General features: G+C 39.5%; 18 protein-coding genes. 3 read left to right on the top strand and 15 right to left on the bottom strand.

The genetic code is table 11. The features are described 5' to 3' along the window. Nucleotides 1-165 precede the first annotated feature (165 nt). The 5 genes from BM736_RS24335 to BM736_RS24315 all read right to left on the bottom strand — a co-directional run bounded on the left by BM736_RS24335 (nt 166) and on the right by BM736_RS24315 (nt 6,724). Complete coding sequence (locus BM736_RS24335; protein WP_076416854.1) at nt 166-558, bottom strand: hypothetical protein; 393 nt, start codon at nt 556-558, stop codon at nt 166-168. Further along, nucleotides 555-2,552, bottom strand: a complete 1,998-nt coding sequence (locus BM736_RS24330; RefSeq protein ID WP_143562479.1) for a hypothetical protein — start codon at nt 2,550-2,552, stop codon at nt 555-557. The genes BM736_RS24335 and BM736_RS24330 overlap by 4 nt, the downstream gene beginning before the upstream one ends. A 29-nt stretch (nt 2,553-2,581) precedes the next feature. Further along, nucleotides 2,582-4,525: a hypothetical protein gene (locus BM736_RS24325; RefSeq protein ID WP_076416852.1), complete on the bottom strand. Its 1,944-nt coding sequence runs from the start codon at nt 4,523-4,525 to the stop codon at nt 2,582-2,584. Next, nucleotides 4,518-5,972, bottom strand: coding sequence for a site-specific integrase (locus tag BM736_RS24320; RefSeq protein WP_083700533.1), 1,455 nt, complete (start codon nt 5,970-5,972; stop codon nt 4,518-4,520). The genes BM736_RS24325 and BM736_RS24320 overlap by 8 nt, the downstream gene beginning before the upstream one ends. 545 nt (nt 5,973-6,517) lie before the next feature. Further along, nucleotides 6,518-6,724 (bottom strand): helix-turn-helix domain-containing protein, encoded by a 207-nt coding sequence (locus tag BM736_RS24315; protein WP_076416851.1) that lies wholly within the window; start codon nt 6,722-6,724, stop codon nt 6,518-6,520. Nucleotides 6,725-6,855: 131 nt separating this feature from the next. Here BM736_RS24315 and BM736_RS24310 point away from each other — a divergent pair, with 131 nt between their 5' ends. The 3 genes from BM736_RS24310 to BM736_RS24300 are packed head-to-tail and all read left to right on the top strand — an operon-like array spanning nt 6,856 to nt 9,394. Further along, nucleotides 6,856-7,401: a response regulator gene (locus BM736_RS24310; RefSeq protein ID WP_076416850.1), complete on the top strand. Its 546-nt coding sequence runs from the start codon at nt 6,856-6,858 to the stop codon at nt 7,399-7,401. After that, entirely contained in the window at nt 7,401-8,801 is a 1,401-nt protein-coding gene (locus BM736_RS24305; RefSeq protein ID WP_076416849.1) for a DEAD/DEAH box helicase, read from the top strand. Before BM736_RS24310 ends, BM736_RS24305 begins: the two co-directional genes overlap by 1 nt. Before the next feature lie 14 nt (nt 8,802-8,815). Then, entirely contained in the window at nt 8,816-9,394 is a 579-nt protein-coding gene (locus tag BM736_RS24300; protein WP_076416848.1) for a hypothetical protein, read from the top strand. Here the strand turns inward: BM736_RS24300 and BM736_RS24295 are convergent. The 10 genes from BM736_RS24295 to BM736_RS24250 form a co-directional block, all read right to left on the bottom strand. Next, nucleotides 9,387-9,764 (bottom strand): hypothetical protein, encoded by a 378-nt coding sequence (locus BM736_RS24295; protein WP_076416847.1) that lies wholly within the window; start codon nt 9,762-9,764, stop codon nt 9,387-9,389. The genes BM736_RS24300 and BM736_RS24295 overlap by 8 nt on opposite strands. 360 nt (nt 9,765-10,124) lie before the next feature. After that, nucleotides 10,125-10,790: a hypothetical protein gene (locus tag BM736_RS24290; protein WP_076416846.1), complete on the bottom strand. Its 666-nt coding sequence runs from the start codon at nt 10,788-10,790 to the stop codon at nt 10,125-10,127. Then, the gene (locus BM736_RS24285; RefSeq protein ID WP_076416845.1) at nt 10,790-11,701 is read right to left on the bottom strand and encodes a nucleotidyltransferase; all 912 of its coding nucleotides are present in this window, start codon (nt 11,699-11,701) and stop codon (nt 10,790-10,792) included. The genes BM736_RS24290 and BM736_RS24285 overlap by 1 nt, the downstream gene beginning before the upstream one ends. A 40-nt stretch (nt 11,702-11,741) precedes the next feature. After that, a complete protein-coding gene (locus BM736_RS24280; RefSeq protein WP_076416844.1) occupies nt 11,742-11,987 on the bottom strand; it encodes a hypothetical protein in 246 nt (81 codons plus the stop codon). Nucleotides 11,988-12,125: 138 nt separating this feature from the next. Beyond that, nucleotides 12,126-12,671 (bottom strand): winged helix-turn-helix domain-containing protein, encoded by a 546-nt coding sequence (locus BM736_RS24275; protein ID WP_218638782.1) that lies wholly within the window; start codon nt 12,669-12,671, stop codon nt 12,126-12,128. Nucleotides 12,672-12,715: 44 nt separating this feature from the next. Next, nucleotides 12,716-13,810: a hypothetical protein gene (locus BM736_RS24270; RefSeq protein WP_076416842.1), complete on the bottom strand. Its 1,095-nt coding sequence runs from the start codon at nt 13,808-13,810 to the stop codon at nt 12,716-12,718. Nucleotides 13,811-13,853: 43 nt separating this feature from the next. Then, the gene (locus tag BM736_RS24265) at nt 13,854-16,319 is read right to left on the bottom strand and encodes a hypothetical protein (RefSeq protein ID WP_076416841.1); all 2,466 of its coding nucleotides are present in this window, start codon (nt 16,317-16,319) and stop codon (nt 13,854-13,856) included. Between the two features lie 16 nt (nt 16,320-16,335). After that, the gene (gene hsdR / locus BM736_RS24260; protein ID WP_076416840.1) at nt 16,336-18,921 is read right to left on the bottom strand and encodes an EcoAI/FtnUII family type I restriction enzme subunit R; all 2,586 of its coding nucleotides are present in this window, start codon (nt 18,919-18,921) and stop codon (nt 16,336-16,338) included. A 34-nt stretch (nt 18,922-18,955) separates the two neighbouring features. Further along, a complete protein-coding gene (locus tag BM736_RS24255) occupies nt 18,956-20,176 on the bottom strand; it encodes a restriction endonuclease subunit S (protein ID WP_076416839.1) in 1,221 nt (406 codons plus the stop codon). Continuing rightward, the gene (locus BM736_RS24250; protein ID WP_076416838.1) at nt 20,176-21,690 is read right to left on the bottom strand and encodes an N-6 DNA methylase; all 1,515 of its coding nucleotides are present in this window, start codon (nt 21,688-21,690) and stop codon (nt 20,176-20,178) included. Before BM736_RS24250 ends, BM736_RS24255 begins: the two co-directional genes overlap by 1 nt. Nucleotides 21,691-22,234: the final 544 nt, after the last annotated feature.

Below are 22,234 nucleotides of genomic sequence, written 5' to 3'. Positions count from 1 at the left end.
GCATCGTTGAATTGTATAATCAATTGACTCTGAATAGCCTTAATTAAAATTCTTTTACAGCAATGAATTACAGTCAAAATATATAACTCACTCTTACCCAAATAATTGACTTCGCCCCTATAGGAATAAATTGACATAAAGCAGTCAGGTATCAGCTAAATAAAATCAACTATTGACACCAAACTTTGCTAGTTCTCGCTCCATGTTATCAATTTGATCAAGTAACAGTACCTCACGTGCGAGCGCATTATGTAGTTTGTTCTCAGTCAAGTCCAATTGAACCCGAAGGCTCTCTACCTTACGCTTTTCTCTTTTGGTTCTCTCATGAACGGAGAGTGTACAACCAGTATCTGATGACTTGTACGCGCCTATCAAGCTAAGTATTGGTTGATGCTGAAGACGCTTCTTTTTCAGGTATCCACTATCAAACCCAGCTTCCTGGCTAATAACTGCAGCCGTTACCTTATGCTTCGGTAGATCAACAAACTTTGGCTCAATAGGCTTGTTCGCCTTAATCCGATCGAGTGCCTCGAAGCATTTCTCTAACCCTGTCTTCATCGCGCTCTCCTCTTCTCACGATTCTGTAATGCAATTAACTCTCTCAGCTCTTCATCTACTACCTGATATTCGCCAGTGTTAGGCTTCAGGAGGTTTATGTATTTAGTTAACTCAGTAATTTGTTCTGACACATTCACAGGCTTAATCACAGCACATGCATTGGACAAGCAACTTGTAAACTCACCGAGCATAAGGCAGTCACACTGCTCCGCATTAGTACATCCCCCTAATAAAGTCTGACGATAATGAACCTCTCCTCTGCTTACAGCCTCTTCTGTTTTCTGCCTAACTTCTAAAATATCCACTGGCGCATCGTCGCTTTCGATATCGCTACGAAGCCTTTGAATATAGTTGCCACTTTTCCCATAAAGTACTTCATCACTATGTAATACATCACTAACTAAAGTATCAACCACCACAGTGAGCCTAGCTTCTTTAAAGTCGAGTAATGTATGCTCTTGGGGGAGTTCAAAGCTATTACTTTTAGGGTTAAAATAGCCAAAAATAGAGCTAATAACTTCATAATTCCGACAGTAATACTTGGTCATGCTAGACGCTAAGTGTTTAAACTGAACCGTAAGAGTAGGAAGTGAAACAAACCCTGAATTAGCTGCATAGAAAGCCAAAGAACGCCGAAATTGGTGTGCAGCCAATGGCCATGGCTTACCTAGAATGAATGCGCCCCCTTCCAACTTATCCTCAGGGTTCGTCGCTCTTAAAATATCTAGATCTTCCTGTTTGATAATGAGATTTTTGTACCATTCTGGTTGATGAGTGCTCGGCTTAAACACTGTTCGTACCCGCGATTTACCTTTAAGGTGATTGGGACTAACAAACAGAGTCCCCCTAAAGTCTTTTTTCTCTGATTGACAAAAACCTAAGTTTATAGACTTCAAAATGTTGATAGCTTTCTCTACGTCCGAGTTAGCTAGCCAACTTGCAGTTTCCTTAATACCTGTGAATTTTGTTGTGTATGAAACCAGGTTAATGACATCAGGTTCTACAGCAACAATGCCGTCAATATCGACAACCCCTGGTGATAGCACTTCTCTTTGAATACAGTCAAAGGGCATATTCAGAGCTTCAGTTAAGCGCATACCAGTATATAGGACAATGGTATGCAGACAAATGAATTGTATTTTATACAGAGCTGTAATAAGGGTGGCTAAACTTGTTACATTGTAACGCTCAACTAATAACTTCCTCAGATCATGCCTCTGAATCACCTCTGAAGCCGTCATCCTGTATTCTTTTTTCGAAACTTTTAATGTTTTCTGCATTGAATGAGTTCGCCCAACGCATTTATCCTCAAATTCTGCAATAAGGGCTGTCAACCGGCCTGAAAAAATACCTATATAATCAATGTCACTAGATAGGCCATTCACAAGGTTAAGATATATTCCCCCAGGAATTACCGGATGTTGATTATGGTGCCTTGACGCATTTTCATCAAAATTAACCTGAGCAACTTTGAAACCAAGATACTTCTGACTTACCGGGCGAAATGAATTAAAAGTATCTATCATGCTCCGATTAGCAAGAACAGATGGATTGAGTCTAGCGAATAGATTAAAAAGGTGAGATTGAGAAAATAATTTCTTTACTGTTATATCGTGAAGCCTATCTTCACTCTGAACAGAGAGGCAGAAACGACCCATTGCAGCTAAAGCATAAAAGTACTTCCGGAGTGTAGTCACAGAAATACTACCGAAACGCCCCCCTCTGTTCACGTATAACAAAACCAGAAGTAAGTGCTTGATCTCTTCTATCACTTTTCTCTCTGAAGTACCAACATAATCATTTATCGTTAAGCTACGGATAAAGTTAAACGTTGGCTCCTTATTGGGAGAAGGGGAGTAAGGGCTAAAGTCCCACTCATCATTTCTAAATCTACTAACAACCTTATCTCCATCCTGGCTTATAATAACATCCGGATTAGGGTAAATTTCATCCAAGTCAACAGAGGGGATACTTATCCCATTTTGGCTTTCCATATGGTGCAACTGATGAACGTGTTGAACTCTCAAAAAACTACCCCCATAGACTCGTAACGACGTAACCTCAGCTCCCAAAACGGAGTAAGCTCTCCAAGTTCCCACACTTTTGAATAAATTGTATCGTACACATCACGTGCATGTACTGAAGATGACTTAACATGGTTCAGAATAACATTTACCCTAATATGTAACTTCGAGATAACTTCATGGTGAGCGTCTAGGTACAGACTTTTACTTTTTAGGGAGCTAACGACAAAAGCTAAGCTACATAACTTATGTACGTCCTCTTCATCCGCATGACAACAATACTTTGTGCAATACAAACAACCATATTGAGTTTTACAATTAGGTTCGATTAAAGGCTTAGCTTCAGACTCAACAGGGTTGTTGAAATCAGCACAGTGCCCTGTTGAAATAGAAATATCAGCATTGTTCGACATGAGAACATCATCAACCTGAACAATTTTTATCTGCTTAGCAGCCTCCTTGACACTCCTCCAGAAAATAGCCAACTCATCCGCTTGACTGCTGCTCTTAGTGTTAGCATAGGTCTTCAGGCTTACTTCTTCACTGTGGTTCAGCGTGTCAGCAACCGCTTGTGCAGATATGCCCTGTTCATGCAGCACAACTGCTTTTAGCCGTCTAACCTCTCTGGGAGTTAATGCCTTCATATCAGCAGGAAAGAACTTCCCCTTGAGCCTTCCATAGACACGCCCAATATCATCAGTCTTTACATTTCTTAAATATGCAGGTTTATGATCCCTTCCTGACAGTGTCACTACACGAACAAAAAGCTTATCCAACTCAGCATCAGGCATTTCTCCTACAAGCCATTTCCGCAAACGCAAATATCCATTCAATGCTTTAACACCATTTCTATGTAGACGATAAGAAATTTTCTTCCCTTTTGCTCGAAACTTTATAGCCCTAAACTCATTAGAGTATTCAGATTTTGTAGAACACATCTCATTGACACTCTCAATTTGAACAACCTCAGAGCGGTGCATCCCCGTAAGAATCAAGAACACTTCGAGGTAGCAACAGCAAGCCAAATCAGCAAACCGTAGCCTCATCAGGCTAGCTTTATCTTCATTGTTTCTCTGCAAATTAACGACAGCATCTTTAATGGTCCAAAGATGAACCTTACGCTCATTCAAAGGTACAGAGCACACTTCATCGATTGAAACAATTGCTCCAGATTCATAGTTATAACTACCTATAGTGAATGTAGTGTGCTCTGTTTTTACATACCCCTTATCGTTAGGAAAAATAAAATATTTCCTCCCTAGGTATTCCATTTTATAGGGAAAGTTCTCTTCATTAATTACGAGGCTTGTAAACCCGTTAGCTATATCCAGTAAAGAATGAAGCATTTCAGCAGAGTTTTGTGATGACCTAACCTCTATAACCGCACGATTAGAAGAAAAACTATATATTGCTTGCTGCAAATCAGAACGAATTTCATCACCGAATCGAATCTGAAACAAGTTCAGCAAAGCTGCTTGAAAGGTTGTGGCAGATTTTCTTGACCACTTCAAAAGTCCCGACTTTATCTGCCGCTCTATATCCCTAGTCCAATAAACGTAAGCTTTAATAGCTAAGCTTTCACTTTCCATAAAGTCAGCATTGCCATTCCTAATGAACCACTCAGAAAAATACAAAGCCTTTTTTAGCTTCATTAACTTTGTAGACTCTCGATTTGGAGATATATACAAATAGTCAAATAGCTTTCTTAAGAACTCCACTCGCCCTGGAAGTACCTCATCAGATAGAGGGTGGTATGAATTATAGGCTCCAAAAGAATAATCTAATTTTGAGGTAACTTTCTCAAAATCCTTATAAGCGATTATTCCTATGTAGAGAGGTGTGACTCTCACATCATCCGAAAACTTTACGTGAACATATTGGGGGGATAATATGTCAGCAAAAAGTTCATCTAGCTCTAAGATAAAAGAAGATACTTTATCCATTAAAGCTGCCAGTTAACTGACGAGTGACCTGAAGAATATAAGAGCTAAACATCGTACTCTCATATTCTTCTTGCGCTATCAGCCTCTCATCCACAGTTGAGAATAATTTCAAGTAGCCTTCAGTCGTTTCCCTATGCGAATGATGCAGCCTTTTTTGGATAAAAGTAACATCATTACCGTGTATCATTTGCCCAGAAGCAACTAAAGGCCTTAGCCGCCCATACATCTGATGCGCAAATGTAGCCCTCAGCCAATGAAAGCTAAAGTCCTCAGGAAAACCAAGACCTGCAGCTGCAATAATATTATCCGTTATAGTTTTAGTATTTCCACCTGTTGGCCTAGTCCTAACCTTCAAATACCTAGGGTCATTCTTGGCCATATAATGGCAATTTCCCTCTCTCGTGAGAAATAAATACATTTCACCACCTTGAAGAATGTTACCGTGAGCCTCTCTAAATTTTGCTACCAAAGATAAATAAGCATCGCATTTGGAGTATCTAATCATCATTTCAGCCAAAAACTTTGGAACATATAACAAATGCGGCTTGCTGTACTTGGTATCAGCACCATTATTTGGGCTTACTTTAAGACGATACATGTCATCCTTGCCGAGGTTTGACTCATTGAACTGCTCCAAGTGGTGAATCCTCAATGTCAAAATGGTTTGCTTACGCTCACCAGTCAACAGTGCAAACCAAACCATCAGCCGTTGCTCTAATGAAAGTACAGGCCCTTCTAAAACGCCTATAAGGCTATTGAACTCCTCTCCAACTAACGGCCTAAGTTCCTCCCCCTCATCCCTTACGAAACCTACTGTTACTGGTTGACTTGAGGGTGTGGGAACTGTTTGACTGCGCTTTAACACTTTTTTTTGGACAAAACCATTTTTAGTTTTTATAAATAAACTAATTGCCTTGGTAACATCAACACGCTCCATAATAAATTTTTGGCCACCTTTTTCGTGAACATATTTGTAGAAGTCATAGATCACTTTTGTCTTCTGATTGAGTACCCTGCCACTCAAATCATCACGCTCTAGCAACGACTTGAAGTAACGATAAGTAGGTCGGTTTACTGGACGCAACGCAGAAAAGTCAAATAGCTTAACAGATTGAGCTTCGCAGAATATCTTGTAATCCAGAAGAGTCCACGCCATACGTCGCAATTTATCATTTGCTGATAGGATTAGGGTGGAGGCCTTAGCCGCATTGAGCAGAAATAGATTGGCTTCCACCCACGGGGAACCATCTAACTCAAAAAGATAAGGTAACTGATAGACAGTATTTCCCTCTTCAAGGCTTTTATTAGTAAATTCATGAATCTGATATAAGTTGCTGGATATGGCTTCAAAGCCATCGTTCAACCCACATGGTATGCTTCTAGTGAACACAGAATTACAGTGTTCAACAGCTGGAATAACCTCCAAACGTTGTGCTCTGCCTAGCATTTTCAACTCCCCTGTTTAATTGCAATTCTATAGTTGGAAGCATCCTCAGAAAGGTGGCAACGAGTGATAGGAAAGTAGTGCTACACCATGATTCTGAGTTTATAAAAGGATATCTCTTAAGCCTAATAACACTCTGAAATTAACTTTATAGAATTTACTATAACAGTTTCTAATCTCCAACCGTTGGGGGGGGGGGGGGCGTTCAATATAACAAAATCTCAATGTAAACCAATAATAACTCCAAACTGTTTGGCTAATAATTTGAGTAGGATAGTTATAACCTGCAGTGGTGCGGTGTTAGAAGTATATAGCGACAGTATTTCGCATAGTTGGTAGAGTAGTTAGGCCTTATTTCCTAAATCGAATGAACCTTTTTCCTTTAGCGTGATCTGATCAACAACGCCTCGGCACAGTGATGTATTTCTTATTATCAGGGGACTGATTTTTGTGATAACAAACTAGCTAAAGCTCTAACTAGCGCCCGTCCATACTAAGAGAAGATCACTTTTTCTCTAATCTTTTTATTTGATTAACAGCACCAAATATCAAGGCAAAATCTCCCTTACATCACAATTCAAAACTTCGGCCAACTGATATGCTTTTTCGAGGGTGATGTTCACTTCTCCACGCTCTATTCGGCCAGCATAGCTGCGGTCGATCTCAGCTAGTAACGCCATTTTATCTTGAGAAATCCCGAGTTCCTTGCGCTTATCTCGCAATTTTGCGCCAAATTGAACAGCTAAGTCTTTCATTTTTCATCTCGTTAAAGAGAAAGACTATCCAAAGTTGCGGCTTATAAAGCCACGGATTATAATCCGCATTATTAATGTGAAGTTCTTCTAGACCTGTGTTCTAGAAATAAAGAGCCTCTTGCGAGAAAGTAATGTCAAAAATATCCATCAAAATTAACACTCAGCTAAACACTATTCTCCAGGATGAGAACTTTGACAATTTCCACGTGACACAGCTACGGGATGCATACGTAGCAAACTCCTCAGTAACCCAAGATCTAATTGAGGCTCGTAAGTATGTTTACAGGCAAATTCTTAGACTAGTTAAGAAAGGTTTACTGCTGAAGAAAGGGACTAAAAACTCTAAAACTCTTGTGTACCATAAGTCTGAGTTATTTTTTAACGCTAAATTCATTGTAAAAAGCACAGCTGTTGCCACTGCGAACCAAGCTAAACCAACTGCAGCAATCACTAGCAGTGTAATTCAACGACTTGAAGATCGCTTGAAAGAGTCTCAAGTTGATTTATTTACTAGCATTGGTGAGTCAAAAGAGTATATGCACCTGTATCAATCCTTCCCTGAAATGAAGACATACTTAGAATTCCAATATATACAGGCCCGTGAAAACAGCTCAAAGCTACTTGGTCAAATCAAAGCGATTAAGTCAGTTATCGCTCATCAGCAAAAGCAACCTTAATGCATCTAAGACAATGGCAATCAGAGTGCGTTAATCGCGCTCTAGAGCACTTTAATGATAAACACAGACATTTCCTTTGTTTAGCAACCCCAGGCGCTGGTAAGACGATTATGGCGGCTGAAGTTGCAGCTAAGCTAATAGAAAAAGACCTTATCGACTTTATTCTTTGCTTTTCACCGTCGATAAATATATCGCAAGGCATCAAGCATACTTTTTCGAAACGGCTGGAATGTCGTTTCGATGGCATCATAGGTGCCGTTGGTTGCTCTTATACGTATCAAAGCATGCTATCTTTCAAAGAGGATTTCTGGCAATTATTAAAGCAAAATCGAGTACTGGTAGTCTTTGATGAAATCCACCACTGTGCAGGAAGTTCTCTTGAAGATGCGAATGTTTGGGGGGAAGAGATCTTACTGAATATTCAAAACCAAGCAGCATACACTCTAGCGTTAACCGGTACACCGTGGCGCTCAGACCAAGCACCTATTGCTCTGTCACGATATACAGCCCCAGACAATCAAATACTGTGTGATTACATTTATGGCTTAAGAGAAGCTGTCGCCGAAGGTGTATGCCGCCCCCCAAAGATTGTATTGATTGATAATGAAAAGATTTCGATTACCGATGAAGAGAGTGAAACTAAGACGTTTAATTGCCTAGATGAACTATTCAAAGGTTCATCGATTTCTTATCAGTCGGTCATCAAAAATAATGAAGCCATTCGACACTGCTTAACTCTGGCTACCAAAAAGCTCAATGACATTAGGCTGCACAACCCAAACGCTGCGGGGCTTGTCGTTGCGTCATCAGTAGAGCACGCTAGATATATTCTTAATATGCTCAAAAATGAATATTCACAAACGGCCGAAATAGTTACCTATAAAGAAGATCTCCCTTCGCATAAAATCAACGAATTCAGGAATAGCACAACAAACTGGATTGTCAGTGTAGGCATGATAAGCGAAGGTACTGACATCCCTCGCTTACAAGTTTGTTGCCACCTCAGCAGAGTAAAAACAGAGCTCTACTTCCGGCAAATTCTGGGTCGAATTCTACGAGTAAATGAGGCTATGAACCAAGAGGCTTGGCTATACACGCTTGCCGCACCAAAACTTGTCAAGTTTGCACACCGAATTGATGTTGAGTTACCTGATTCAACAGTGATAATAAGAGAACCAATTAAATCCGCTGAGCATTCACTTCAAATGACGAACTCTAAAATCAAAACTAATAAATCCCCGACGATTTTTGATGACAACTCTGTCGGTTTTACTGAATTTCACAGTACCGAAAATCTAGACTATAGCCCCAACAATCACTCTAACTCATGCGTAGGTTCACTAGATTTTTCTGGTGGGTTTAGAGAGCAAGTAGTCTCAACATTCAACTCACCATTTTAACGAGGTATAAGCATATGAAAAAAGCTCTTGAGCAGGATGGCTCGACTATAGAGTTGCATAAACCAGAGAACAATAGAGAAGCCTGTAAGCAGCTCCTACAACAAAGCCATGAGCAGATTGCTGTAACAGGGTACTTTCCCCCTTCAAATTATAAATTACTGCTGACTATTCCTGATGAATCTCAACCTATCATCTCACTTATTTATCAAGATACGGATTTGATATACCAACTGATAACTGAACAATATCAGTCTACTCAAGATGGAAGCCTATACACCACAGCTGGAGTGTATCGAACTCTATTAAGCAACAAGCATGAAGCTGCATTGCATGGCATATCAAGAACCTTGATCAATCACTTAGCGTTAAAAAGCTACTTAGTTGTTGGTAGTCAGCAGTTGCAACCTGAAACAAAACGCTTTTGGCTAGCAAGACTTTACGAGGCCGTCGACTCAAAAACGCTGATGCTATACGCGAGGGCACAACAAAATCAGGTTGTAATAGTGCAAAGTTCTGCTCAACTAATGTACCTATTAAAGCAAAATACTACATTTGTCATATCAGCACTTCAGGCAAAACCTAACTTCACTTAGGCATGGCTAGGCTATCAATGGACTTGATTACAGCTTCAAACTCAGCATTACCACCGTTCATTAAAAAATCGATTGGCTTATCACCGTTGAATGGAGGGTTATGGTTACTCATATTCATGAAGCCATAAATGTTTTCAGGGTTACTGAAAATAGACCTCAAACCAGCATGGATATTCAATATATAACTAACTCTTTCTTGCTGCTCTTGGCTAAAACTCATTGCCTCTAAATCTTGCACTTCAAAGTCGGCTGGCACTAGTAACAGGCAAGCAATCTGATGCTTACTACATTGCCATTTAATCAAGATATTCAGGACGGTTGTTACCCCGTTCCTTATGACATGAGGAGCTTGTAAATTAACTTGATTCATAGAACCTCTATGTCATTAAACTGCACCACAAATTATGTGGAAACTTATAATCTATAATATAGACATGATTATAGTTAGCTCAATCAACAAGGTATTGGGCTAGCGTTCAGCTTCATTATATCAACTCTCGATTAGGCCAATATAATGACAAACTTTATTACCTATCAGCACCTATGCTACTAGCAAGCAAGAGTGAATTCTCCCCCTCAAGGTAGAAAAGGCGATATTAGATGTTGAACTTCGCACGTAATCTCACTATGTACTCAACGTCTGCTAGAGCTGAAATGCCGTCAACCACAACCCATAACTCTGAAAAGCCTTTCAGAGTAGTTATAAAACCATGCTCAATAAAAGTTGACACTACAACCTTCTATTTTCCGCTTCAGTTTTAGGATGGCCACGGTGCTCCTCAGGTAGCTCTTCTAGAATTTCGTCACTGTAGAACTCAAAAATCATTTCTCCAGTTGTTTGCCGCTCCGTCCAATAACGTCCACTTAGCTTACGTTTAGGGATTTCGATAATAGAAAGTACACACGCTCCATCGTGAGGATTGCTGCGGTGGGTTACGCTTACTCGTGGTTTGCTTGAATAGCTATAGGTGAGTTCTTTTTGTTGACGCTGTTCATCAATTAAAAAACCTTCAACATAAGAATCACTTTGCATTTCGGCTGTTCTAACAACATAAGAGGCTGAAAATAAATTCTGTTTTACCGTAAGCATCGCTGGTATTGGTTTAATCTTCTCTCCAGTCTCTCCATCAATCCAATTTGAATAGATGTGACCAATCCAAGTACCATTCAGATCGGGGAAAGGAACTAACCACCCTCTGAAAACCTTGAATTTCCAACCCCATTTAACAAAAATAGCTATTAACAACAGATCGACACTGACAACTTTGGGTACAAGGCTGAAGAAGTCCTTAGCGAAGGATAGGTTAAGATCACTTATCCAAGCTAACCCAAACCAGATAAGTGCAGATGCACCTATCAGCACATATATGCTGCTTTTGAGCACTACATTTTTCATCACTCAAACCCCACATAATTCCAAGCAGCTTTAAGAAAGTCTTGAGCCTGCTTCTTTGTCCACTTTTGTGAAGTACCAAACAAATATTTCAAATCACTTACTTCGCCCCATTCATCAGAGGCATCCTTATCTAGTTCATGATAAAGGTAACCAATGCTGCTTCTTAAAACATCGTAAAAACGATCCTTATTGAAATGACTATTTGGTACATTCCATATTAAGCATTCGCATAGAAATCCGGGGATGTTGTCTAAATGACTGTAGCCATTATTCGCCATCTCATTCTTCAGTTTTTTGAGAACTCTAGCTGTTCTTTTATACCTACGAGAAGTTGCAGTATTCTTGCTTACTCCATTTTCATAGTGCTGTTCGGGCCAATTAATAATTGATTTACCATCATCAGAAAATTGTTGCACACCTTCTAGGTAGCTTCCATCAGTACTAACCCTTCTATGTTCCATGAATGGAGCAACATCAGCTTCAACTCGATAAGAATTTGCTTTAATGTCGAAAGCTTTGTTACCTCGTGTGACTGCGACTCTACCGAATTTGCTAACTAGTGCTTCTTCAACGTCGTTTTTGAATTCTGAAAATGTATATGAAGATTCTGTATAGCCAAAAGAGTCACGGTTATACCCTTTCGGATAGTTAGCATAAAAGACATCTTTACATACCACTCCTACATCTACGTCGGAGTCAGCCCTTACATTAACTTTGTTTCTATAAGATCCTTGTAGGAATATCTTTACATCTCTATTTTTAAGTTTTTCTGAAGAGCTTATAGCATCTTTGATCATATTAATGGCATTTTCACAACGCTCTTCTTCAGTCTTACTCGGCCCAACAGACCAAGATTTAAATTTGTCTTCCCAAGTCTGTTCAGACTTGCTTGTTGCTTGTTGTAAAAGCATATGAATCCCTCCAGCACTCATTTCTGAGTACAGTTAACTGTTATCTTGATTTGTTAGATTGAGAAAGTACTGACGCAGCCAGTGACTTTGTGTCATCACTATACTTATCGCTTTTCAATACATTGGAAGCGACAGTCTCCATATCACCGCTAGTCTGGTTACTTGTACTAGATTGGCTCAATACAGATGCAGCAAGAGACTTCTGAATTTTTGACGCTGAAGTATCATTGAGTGTAGAAGCTGCCTTTGACGCCATGTTTTTTGAAGATTGCTTGGAATTAGTCATTTAAAATACTCCGTAATTTTGAAAAAATAACCGCACCAGGTTTTCTGATTAAATAAAGCTGTTTAACCTGATGTTATAAAAAATGAGCCGAGGCTCAATTTGTATACTAAACGATCCACTCTGGTTAAACAATGGTATTTAAACAGAATTGTACAATCTTCTGTATATAAACTCTTTCCCACCTGAAAGAGCAGCCTCTTCTTCTCGAAGAATAATCCCTTCATTAACTAATTTTTTTAATCTGGTACTAGCATTTTGAACAGACAAACAAAGAGCTTTAGCAACGTTGGCTGTAGTCACTGATGGCTGACTATACACGTACTCAATTAAAGATTTAGTTGAAGCATTTACCTCAGGGCCAAGTACCTCTAGAGTATTTTCAAATAGAGTTATAACATGCTGATTCTTAGCTTTAGCAGCGTAATCCCAGTTGTCTAATAGATCTTTTGAATCGAAACCGGTAATGTAGAATGATTTCTCACCATTCAAGTGTTTAATAATTGAAATCACACTTTCCCTAGGGAAGGATGCATCGGTTGCCTTGATCCCTTCGAGGCTCAACTCAACAACATTTTCACAAAGATTATTGTCAAAAAACTCTTTTAATTTCTTATAGGTTTCTTGCCCTTGCTTGTTACCAAAAGGGTGGTCATTTCCATTTGTGTATTCTATAAGTTTCATCATCGAATTCTGGTTAAATTAAGGTATTTACCGAGATAATTATTAACTTAATCTAAGATAAAGTCAAAACAAATGTGGGTTCCCGCTAAGAATCCAAGATCTATTTGATAAAAAGAATTAACCAATTTACCCTCTTTATATAAGAGCTTAACTAAAATTGATTCTTGCCTGACGGTTATTTCTGCATTGTATTTTAATGCATAATCTTGGCTTTTTTTGAGCCCCAGGCCTCGTGCAATGTTTTCAGGGTTATGACCATACCGACTTAACTTACCTTCAACTAAAGCTTTTTTAATCAATACGATATCTGACTCGATATCATCTAAGTCTAAAGACGAAGCAAGATCAGGATAATGCTCTGCTAACCCTGTTTTAAGGGTATTAGTTAAACCTAAACCATGATCTGATATAACAATTTGAATATGCTTTTCTCTACCATTATAAAGCTGTAATGCTGCAAAGCCTGGTATAGGTGTTTCACTATGCTCTTCGACATTTCCAATAAGCTCAGAAAAAACCGTAAAAGCAGCCATATAGTACTCTTCACCGGCATGATGAGTAAAAGCTGTTGTTAATTCTTTCGGTAATTCTTCATTGAATTCTTGTAGATCAATATTACCAATCTCAACTAAATTTTTGCTATTGCCTTTATACTTTTTAGCTTTCGAAGCTTTAGGTCGACCCGGTAATACCTCAATGTCACTATTCACATAATCAAAAAAACCGAGCCGGTTAAGATACCCCCTAGCTTTAGGGCAACCACCGAAGTTTAAAGTGACGTTTTTTCCTTTAAGGTGTAATTGATTCGCAAGAGCCATAATACGAGCCCCTGCTATCAATAATATTTTACAGTCTTCAGGAAAATTAATAATAACATTTGATTCTTTAGCCAGTAAAATATTACCTATACCTAAATAGCTTTCTTCAAAAGAATCACATGCTAACCATGAACATTTATCAATATTCCACTCAACGGTATCTGTATCTTCAATAAACCACTTATAGTCTATTTGATATAGACCATCGCTGTTTTTTGCCAGAAAGGAATTAACTTCTTTTCTGTCTTTATTTAACTCCCGGGCTATTTCTCTACCTTTTAGCCCTGGCTTTTCTTTCAAAACAACCTTTATGTTGTCTAACATCAACGTAAATCATCCCTAATATATACAACAGCCCAGTAAAAACTTACTTTCTTTTTAATGCACCATCATGTTGGACTTTCTTAGCATTAAATTTATTGATTTTGTTGGATACAAGCCCCTTAAACTTAATTATACTATCTAAATTTTTCGCACTATATCCATCTGATTTTACATTTGTTTTTTCGGCACGCTTCAGCATTTCTAAAGCACCAGCTAGCATGGCTATGGAATCGTTATGGCGATATAGCTTATCTGCTTGATAATATCTAGCAATTGCTTTTCTCAATAAACAAAAAGATTCTGGCCTACCTACGTTTCTAGCGCGATCGATATACTTATCGCCCTCGACTAAATCCTCTAACCGGTAATTTATTAGCGCCAAATCGACTAAAGCATCACAATTTAATGGATCAAGTTCTACTGCTTTCTCCCCCATTTCTTTTGCATAGGGGTAGTTAGTTGTCTTATTGAAAAGCAACCAAGCGAACCTGTCAAATAAGGCTGAATTAAGAGGGTCATCTTCAATTGCGAGTTCATACATTTCGACAGCACCATCAATATCACCTTTTCCGGCTAGCACCTTGGCAGCTCTCGCATATTCACTTCTAAATGCCTCATCAACCCTATCTGATTGATATTCTTTCTCTATCCTTTCTCTTTCAACAGCATAGTGTTCTACCTGCAGAGCAAGAAGCTTTATTTTTTCTCTGTATTTTTCTTCGAACTTTGTGTATTGATGCATGAAAAACTGGCTTGCTAAGTCTACGACTTCTAAAGAGTATGTTCTGCCGTAATCTGTTAAATTTGCAAAATGGGTCTCAACTAGGCTTTGTTGAAATTCAGCATTTTGAATGCCAACTTGTTGACAAATTTGACCAATTGATACTTGATCTAAAGGGCATTTAACGTGAACTAAAATTAAAAAAGCTTCTTTTTGCAATGGGTTCATTCTTGCCCAAGCATCTTCATATAAAAACTCTAATAACTCTGCGTTATTTTTCCTAAATATATTCTCAATCGCAGCATCAATGCCTACTTGAGAATACGAAACATACTTTACTAGCGCTTCTAGCAGAAGCGGTTTTCGCATTAATTGATTTGATACTCTCCGTAATTTAGAGTCCCCAGCCTGAAGGATAGGTGTTGCTGAATAATCCTGTGCGATTCTTTGCATTAAGGATACTGCTTCTATTTCTGTCAGCCCCTCAATGGGTATAGGAGTCGCTTCTATAAATTCACGTCTCCTAGATGTAATAATTAGTCGACCAATTAACTTCCCAACTAATTTGAAAAACACACCAAGGTCTTTAACTTCTTGCGCAGACGTGGCCAATGTTTCTGTATTGTCGAGAATTAAAAGTATGTCATTACGATTGTATTTATTTTCTTTGATAACACCGACCGCTTTATCGATTAATGCACGACCTGAAATTGAATACCATTCAGCAGGGAGTACTGAATAAAAACACCTCATAAGCTCCCTAATACACTCATCCATAGCCGGTGTAATACCAGTAAAGTGGGTTAAACCTTGTTCAGTCCATTTGGTCAGCTTAGCGGTGTGATAGCAGATTATTTCCGGAATAGGCTCATTAAAGTCAAAATTACTTTCTTTGAATTGATTTAGTAATTCTAGAACTAGTGTGGTTTTACCATATCCTCCATCTCCGTATACAAGACAATACCTTGAATCTTCATCATCCATCCATTCTTCAAGATTTTTAAGTTCCTCTGTACGCCCTTCAAAAGTATCTGTTTGTCTTACTGGGAAATTATGATAAAAAGAGTATTCTTTATCATTTGAGGTTATTTCAGACAGCTCAAATTTGTCGAACAACCTCATGTTATCTATAGAAAATATACTATTATCACTTAGCTGCACTATAAACTCTTCAGCGTTGTCATAAGATAAGACTTGCCCCGCTAACTTCCAAATACCTTTTTTGGGTTTGGCACTTAATATGACAACTGCACTCCCCTTATAAAGTAACGGCGTTTCAATATTAATACTTCCTATACCTTCAGGTAGTTTAATTGAGTTGTTCGTACCGACTATGGGGAGCATTAGGTGAAAAACTTCAAGACAATCGTAAATGATTTCTTCTGTTCTAGTGGCCCACTCTGAAACAACCTTATCGTCTAAAACTCCATGTGCACTACGCTTATTTCGAAACTCGACCCACTTAACTAATTGTTTTCCTAAAGGGCAGGATACTGCTTCGGACTTTTCAAACCACCCAAGCATTAACTGTGGAGCCACATACTCTCTCAAAAAAGGAATTGTGTTATCTAGAATTTGTAAAGGCAGCCCATCAGACGGTTTACAAAATCTATTAGTAAAATCGACCAAGTCTATCTCATCAGAAGGTGTTTTCGCTTGAATTAGTTCAAATGAAGTTACAACTACAGTTTGTAATAAAGATCTTAATACTGATGTAAGAAATGAAAGTTTCTCTGCATCATTTAATTGACTTGCTCTTTGGATATGAGATTTATATATATTTTTCATGGTATTGAGTGATTCCTTACTCATACAAATGCTTCTGAAACCCGATAAACGTTTCTCGTATTGCGGCTGGAGAGCCGAACTCTGCTGCAGCGTCGCTTATGGTGTTGTATTTGAGTTCGACTAGGCTGCGCATTTTCTTGGCTGCTAATTCTTGTACGCCATCTTCTATGTATTTATCTAAAATGAATTCGATAAATTCGACCTGTTTGTAGGTGAACTCACTCGATATAGCTGGTCTGGCTGTTTCTACACGCTCTTTACGTGTGTGCGTCTCACTGGCGTAGGCGACAAAGGCTAACAGGTCGTATACGTCGCTGTCTTTGGCGTCGATAATGTCTTTCATGCTATCGAGCTTTTCGTCGTCGTAGCCGGCTTCTTGCAAATCCGCTAATAGCTTTTCGCGAGTACTTGGGTTACTCCATATCTCACGTAGCTCATCTTCATTGCCAAAGAAACGTGGTAAATCACCAAACAGTTGCTCAACAAATTGCTTCGCGGTGAGCATTTCCCCATCGGCGCCCATAAACAATACACTTTTCATGTGTTGTATTTGGCGTACTTTGCCGTCGGTTAGAGTAATGAATATCTTCTCTGGTTTACCAGTCCCCCCACCTCCTTCACCAGTATCGCAGCAACAAGGGGTGTCTCCGCAGTTATTGCAAGGTTCATCTGTTCCATTATCAGGACATTGGCACGGAGATTGATGACATTCGTTACAAGGCACGTCAGGGGCTTCAGTGTCACAATTACACGGATTAAAACCACACTCTTCACATAAGCAACTACATGGTTTGTTGTTGCAAATATTACAAGGCTCTTCGTCAGGCTTTTCCTCTGGAGGCAGTGGTTCGCCATCCCACTCAGGATCAGAGAAGTTATGATGCGCTTTTACGAAGTCATATACCGTGAAAAATGATTTACCATCATACATACGTGTGCCACGCCCAATGATCTGCTTAAACTCAATCATATTGTTACATGGACGCATCAATACAATGTTACGCACGTTACGAGCATCAACACCGGTTGATAGCTTACGAGAGGTCGTTAAGATTGTCGGAATCGTTTTTTCGTTGTCACAGAACGTACGTAGGTCGTTTTCACCCGCAGCACCATCGTTAGCCGTTATGCGAACACAGTAACTTGGATTTGTTGTCCAACCTTTCTTAGATGCATACTGGTTGATGAAATCTCGAACCATACCAGCGTGCTCCTGAGTGGCACAGAATACGATGGTCTTCTCATGTGAATTGATATGATCCATCCAATAATGCACACGCTTTTGCTCTCGCTGAGACATGGTGATAATTCGGTTGAAGTCACTCTCTTTGTAAACCTTGCCTGGCTCTGGCTCACCTTTAAAAGTGACTGCATCACCTGGGGTATAGATGTACTCATCCATAGTGCCTACAATTGGATACACTTTAAAAGGTGTTAAGAAGCCATCGTTGATGCCTTGCTTTAAGGTGTAGCTATAAACAGGATCACCAAAGTACTTATAACTGTCGGCATTTTCAGTACGCTTTGGTGTAGCTGTTAAGCCTAATTGTACCGCAGGCTTAAAGTGGTTAAGAATATCTCGCCATGAGCTCTCATCATTCGCACCGCCACGGTGACACTCATCAATAATGATGAAATCGAAGAAGTCTTCAGGATATTGTCTGAAGTTACAGTTGCTAGTGTCGGTGATGATAGCTTGCTCAAATTCTTCGTCTTCAACCTCTTCAGTATCAGTGCCGTTTTTATTTGTGCTGTCAGTCATTAAGGTTTGGAAAATTGCCATGAAGATACTGGCATTTTTAGGTACACCTTTGGCTTTTTTAATTTCACTTGGGGTAATACGCACTACAGCATCTTCACCAAAAGCCCCGAAGTCGTTAAAGGCTTGCTTCGTGAGTACGTTACGGTCAGCTAAGAACAAGATGCGTGGGCGCTTTTTAGCGTTACTTGGTTTTTTAGCTGCTTGTAAACTCCAACGGCTGTTGAATAGCTTCCAAGACATTTGAAAAGCGATACAGGTTTTACCTGTACCTGTTGCAAGGGTAAGTAGAATACGATCTTTGCCTTGGGCTATCGCCTCTAACGCTTGGTTAATGGCATTTTCTTGGTAGTAACGTGGTTGCCAGTCTCCTTTACATTCAAAGGGAATTTTTGCGAACGTTTCACGCCATGTACTGGTAAACTCTGGTTCCGCTTTGCCGTCTTTACCATTAAATGCAATCGCCCACATTTCTTCTGGGCTTAAGTAACGATCAACTAAGCTCTCAGCACCCGTCAGCATATCGATTTGGTAAATATCATGCCCGTTTGTGGCGTAAGCGAAACGACACTGCAAACGTGAGGCATAGTCTTTGGCTTGGCGCACACCTTCGGTGTAACCTAGGCTTTCACGCTTTGCTTCAACCGCTGCCAACTTACGGCCTTGAAACTCTAAAACGTAATCTGCACTGAGTCTTGAACCACGTTTACCGCCACCCAAAATACGCCCAGCAGTAATAGAAACTTCACGGCGAATGAAGCTATGTTCAGCCTTACCCCAGCCATCCAAAGTCAATTTCGGCGAGATTAATTCGGCACGGGTTTCAGATTCGTTTCTACTCATAACACTACCTTGTGATTACGTTTTAGAGGGCGATTTAATCGTGAGTTAACTCACCGCTAAAGGCTTTTTGTAAGATGGATTTTTTTAGTTCATCTAAAGCTGCTAACTTTTCAGTGTAAATTCGTAAAAGTGAGTCACGTTTACTTACCATGGAATCGATCTCTGACACGATAATTTTTTGTTTCTCAAGAGTTGGAATTTGCAGTTTTATTTCTTTAAGAATTTTAGCCGCTGGAACATTTGGAATAGCTGCACCACCTGCATGTTCAAAAATGATATCTTGAAAAATTTTACTTCTGATCCAATACTTTAAGAAATGAATATCAAGATCATCATTTGCTGTAAGTTTTAATAGAGCTTGGTTAATTATCCCCTTCGGCGCACCTTTTGGAATTACGGAGGCTCTGCCAAGTGTTACACCGGAGCAACTCATAATCAGCTCACCAGGCTTTAGTTCGAAACGTTTCATTTCCTCAAACTTTTCTTCGTCTACAAAATATCTGAGCTGTTCAATATGGTCATGAATAGCATGCTTCTGTTCGTAAACAGCATATCCTTCCGATTTGAACATAGATTTTTTCAAACTCCCACCAAATGGGCCTCTGATGAATTTGCACATATCCCCCCATTTTTTCTGCTCCCATCCTTCACCTTTTTGGCTGAAGACTTGTTGTAGGTAGCTATCGAATAACTCGCGGGCATTTTTTAGGTTTTGTTCGGTTTTAGCACGGGTTTGTTCTAAGTCGGCAAACACGGTATCGAGCAGTGCTACAATGCGTTTTTGTTCTGGAATTGATGGAGTAGGTATTTCAACTAAACCTAAGTTTTTTCGGCTTATTCGTTTTCTCGTTGCCCCTGAAGTCAGTGATTCGACGAGCATTAAATAGGAATTAGATTGAGAGAAATAATTAAAGAATTCTGGAATCATTAGATTTTTATTGAATCTTAAAATCGTACAATCAACAGCAGTAATCATTTTCTCGCCAGTATTTGGCAAAATGCATGAACGTCCTACAGGGTCTGGCAGTCGAGAGACCAAACAATCTCCTTCGTGTATTTCACAACATTTTAAATCTATAAATGTAGCTTCCGATATAAACCTTGCTTTATCTCTGCGATCCTTAAACTGTCCTTCCCCAACATTGCCTGTCTGAACTAATCGTACACCTTCTGTAGATTGATTCTTACTTTCAATCCAGTCACCATCAGTAAAAACATCACATAATGACTGTAATTTTTCTAAAGGCCACCCCATTACAACAGCTCCTGAATCTTAGCTAAAATAGCCTCTGATTCTTTGTCGAGTTTAATAATGTCGTCAATAATCACTTTAGGCTCACGCAGTGGCACTGCTTCTTCTACATTTGGGTTTTTAACTGACAGGTCATAGGTGCTTTCATCAATGTTACTGATAGCAACTGACCATGAATTATCTGATTCACCGCTCTTTGTACCGCTCAAGGCTGTCTCATCGGCTTTTTTATTAGAGGCGGCAGCTTTTTGCAGCTTAACAAAGTCTTCTAAATCTTTATCGTTTAGTGGGTTGGTTTTGCCCATGTTACGGCCAACATTCAGTTCATAAAACCATGTGTTTAGGGTCGGCTCACCTTTGGTGAAAAACAGCACGACAGTTTTTACACCTGCGCCTAAAAATGTTCCACCAGGGCAATCTAGCACGGTATGTAAGTTACAATTTTCCAGTAACTCTTTACGCAATTTAATCGCTGCGTTGTCGGTATTACTTAAGAAAGTATTTTTAATGACAATCGCTGCACGACCACCAGGTTTTAGCATTTTAATAAAGTGTTGTAAGAATAAAAACGCCGTTTCGCCCGTTTGGATTGGGAAATTCTCTTGAACCTCTTTACGCTCTTTACCACCAAACGGCGGGTTAGCCAGAATGATGCTGTGTTGATTACTTGGCTGAATATCTTGCAAGTTTTCAGACAGTGTATTGGTGTGTAATACGTTAGGCGCTTCGATACCGTGCAAAATCATGTTCATGATAGCGATAACGTAAGCCAGTGACTTTTTCTCTTTGGCGTAAAAGGTGTCATTTTGCAGTGTCGCTAAATCGGTAGTGCTTAACTTTGTTTTATCACGGCCACCTTGGCGTAGATAATCAAATGCTTCACATAAAAAGCCTGCCGAGCCTGCTGCACCATCGTAAATGGTTTCACCAATCTTAGGCTGAACAACATCGATCATCGCTCGGATTAACGGACGTGGGGTATAGTATTCGCCACCGTTACGACCAGCGTTACCCATGTTTTTAATTTTAGCTTCGTACAAGTGGCTAAGCTCGTGTTTTTCTTGCTGTGAGCGAAAACGTAATGAATCAATTTTCTCGAGTGCGTCACGCAGTGAATAACCACTTTGAATTTTGTTCTTTATCTCGCTAAAAATCTCACCAATTTTGTATTCAATGGTATTGGCGTTATCAGCACGTTGCTTAAAGCCTTTTAGATAAGGGAACAGTTGACCATCAACAAAATCCATCAGGTCATCACCCGTTAAGGCGTTGTTGTGATCAAAGTTGCCTTCAGCATCTTTTGGCGCAGCCCATTCGCTCCAACGGTATTGCTCGTCGATGATGTATTCGTAGGTTTCCATCATCATTTCCGCTTCTTGCGACTTGGTGAATTCAAGGTCGTCGAGGTACTTTAAAAACAGCATCCATGATGATTGTTCTGTGTAATCTAGCTCAGAGGAGCAGCCAGCGTCTTTGTGGAAGATGTCATCGACGTTTTTAAATACTTGTTCAAACATAGGTTACCTATTGCAATGTGTTTCCGGCATCAAATCTAGACTTGATGCCAGTGAAAGTCGGTTTTAGTCCTCATAAGCCTCACAAACAAGCTAATAAAAGCTAATGAAAAGAGCGTGCATTAGAGGGTATTTAGTACCTAGGGACAGTACCTGAAAATAATGATGTCCATCTTACCAATATATTTGCAGTAAGTTATGGTTTTTGGTCAAATTTTAGCGTGTGGATATTGTGTGGTTTTGATAAGTGATGATTGGCATTCGTTGCCTAAAATTTAAAAGCCTCAACAATTAGTAACGTTATACCAAAGAGCTTTTTTGTGAGCTTCTCAGCTATTACAGCTCAAAGTAGCGATGGTCTGAATGAGTCAGCTCCCTCTACTAAGTTGCATTTAGATCAATAAACTTAAGAATCTAAACTATATTTAGCCTCTATAACAAAGCAAGAACTGGATTGTCTTACCTTACTTTTTACGTTTTTTCTTTTCCTTCCCGCTGTCAATCTCCAAATCCACCGTACCGTGTCCATCTGGCAAATCCCAGTTGT

The sequence above is a fragment of the Shewanella sp. UCD-KL12 genome (assembly GCF_001957125.1).
Lineage (GTDB): Bacteria > Pseudomonadota > Gammaproteobacteria > Enterobacterales > Shewanellaceae > Shewanella.
This window is presented reverse-complemented; position numbering and strand designations above follow the sequence as displayed.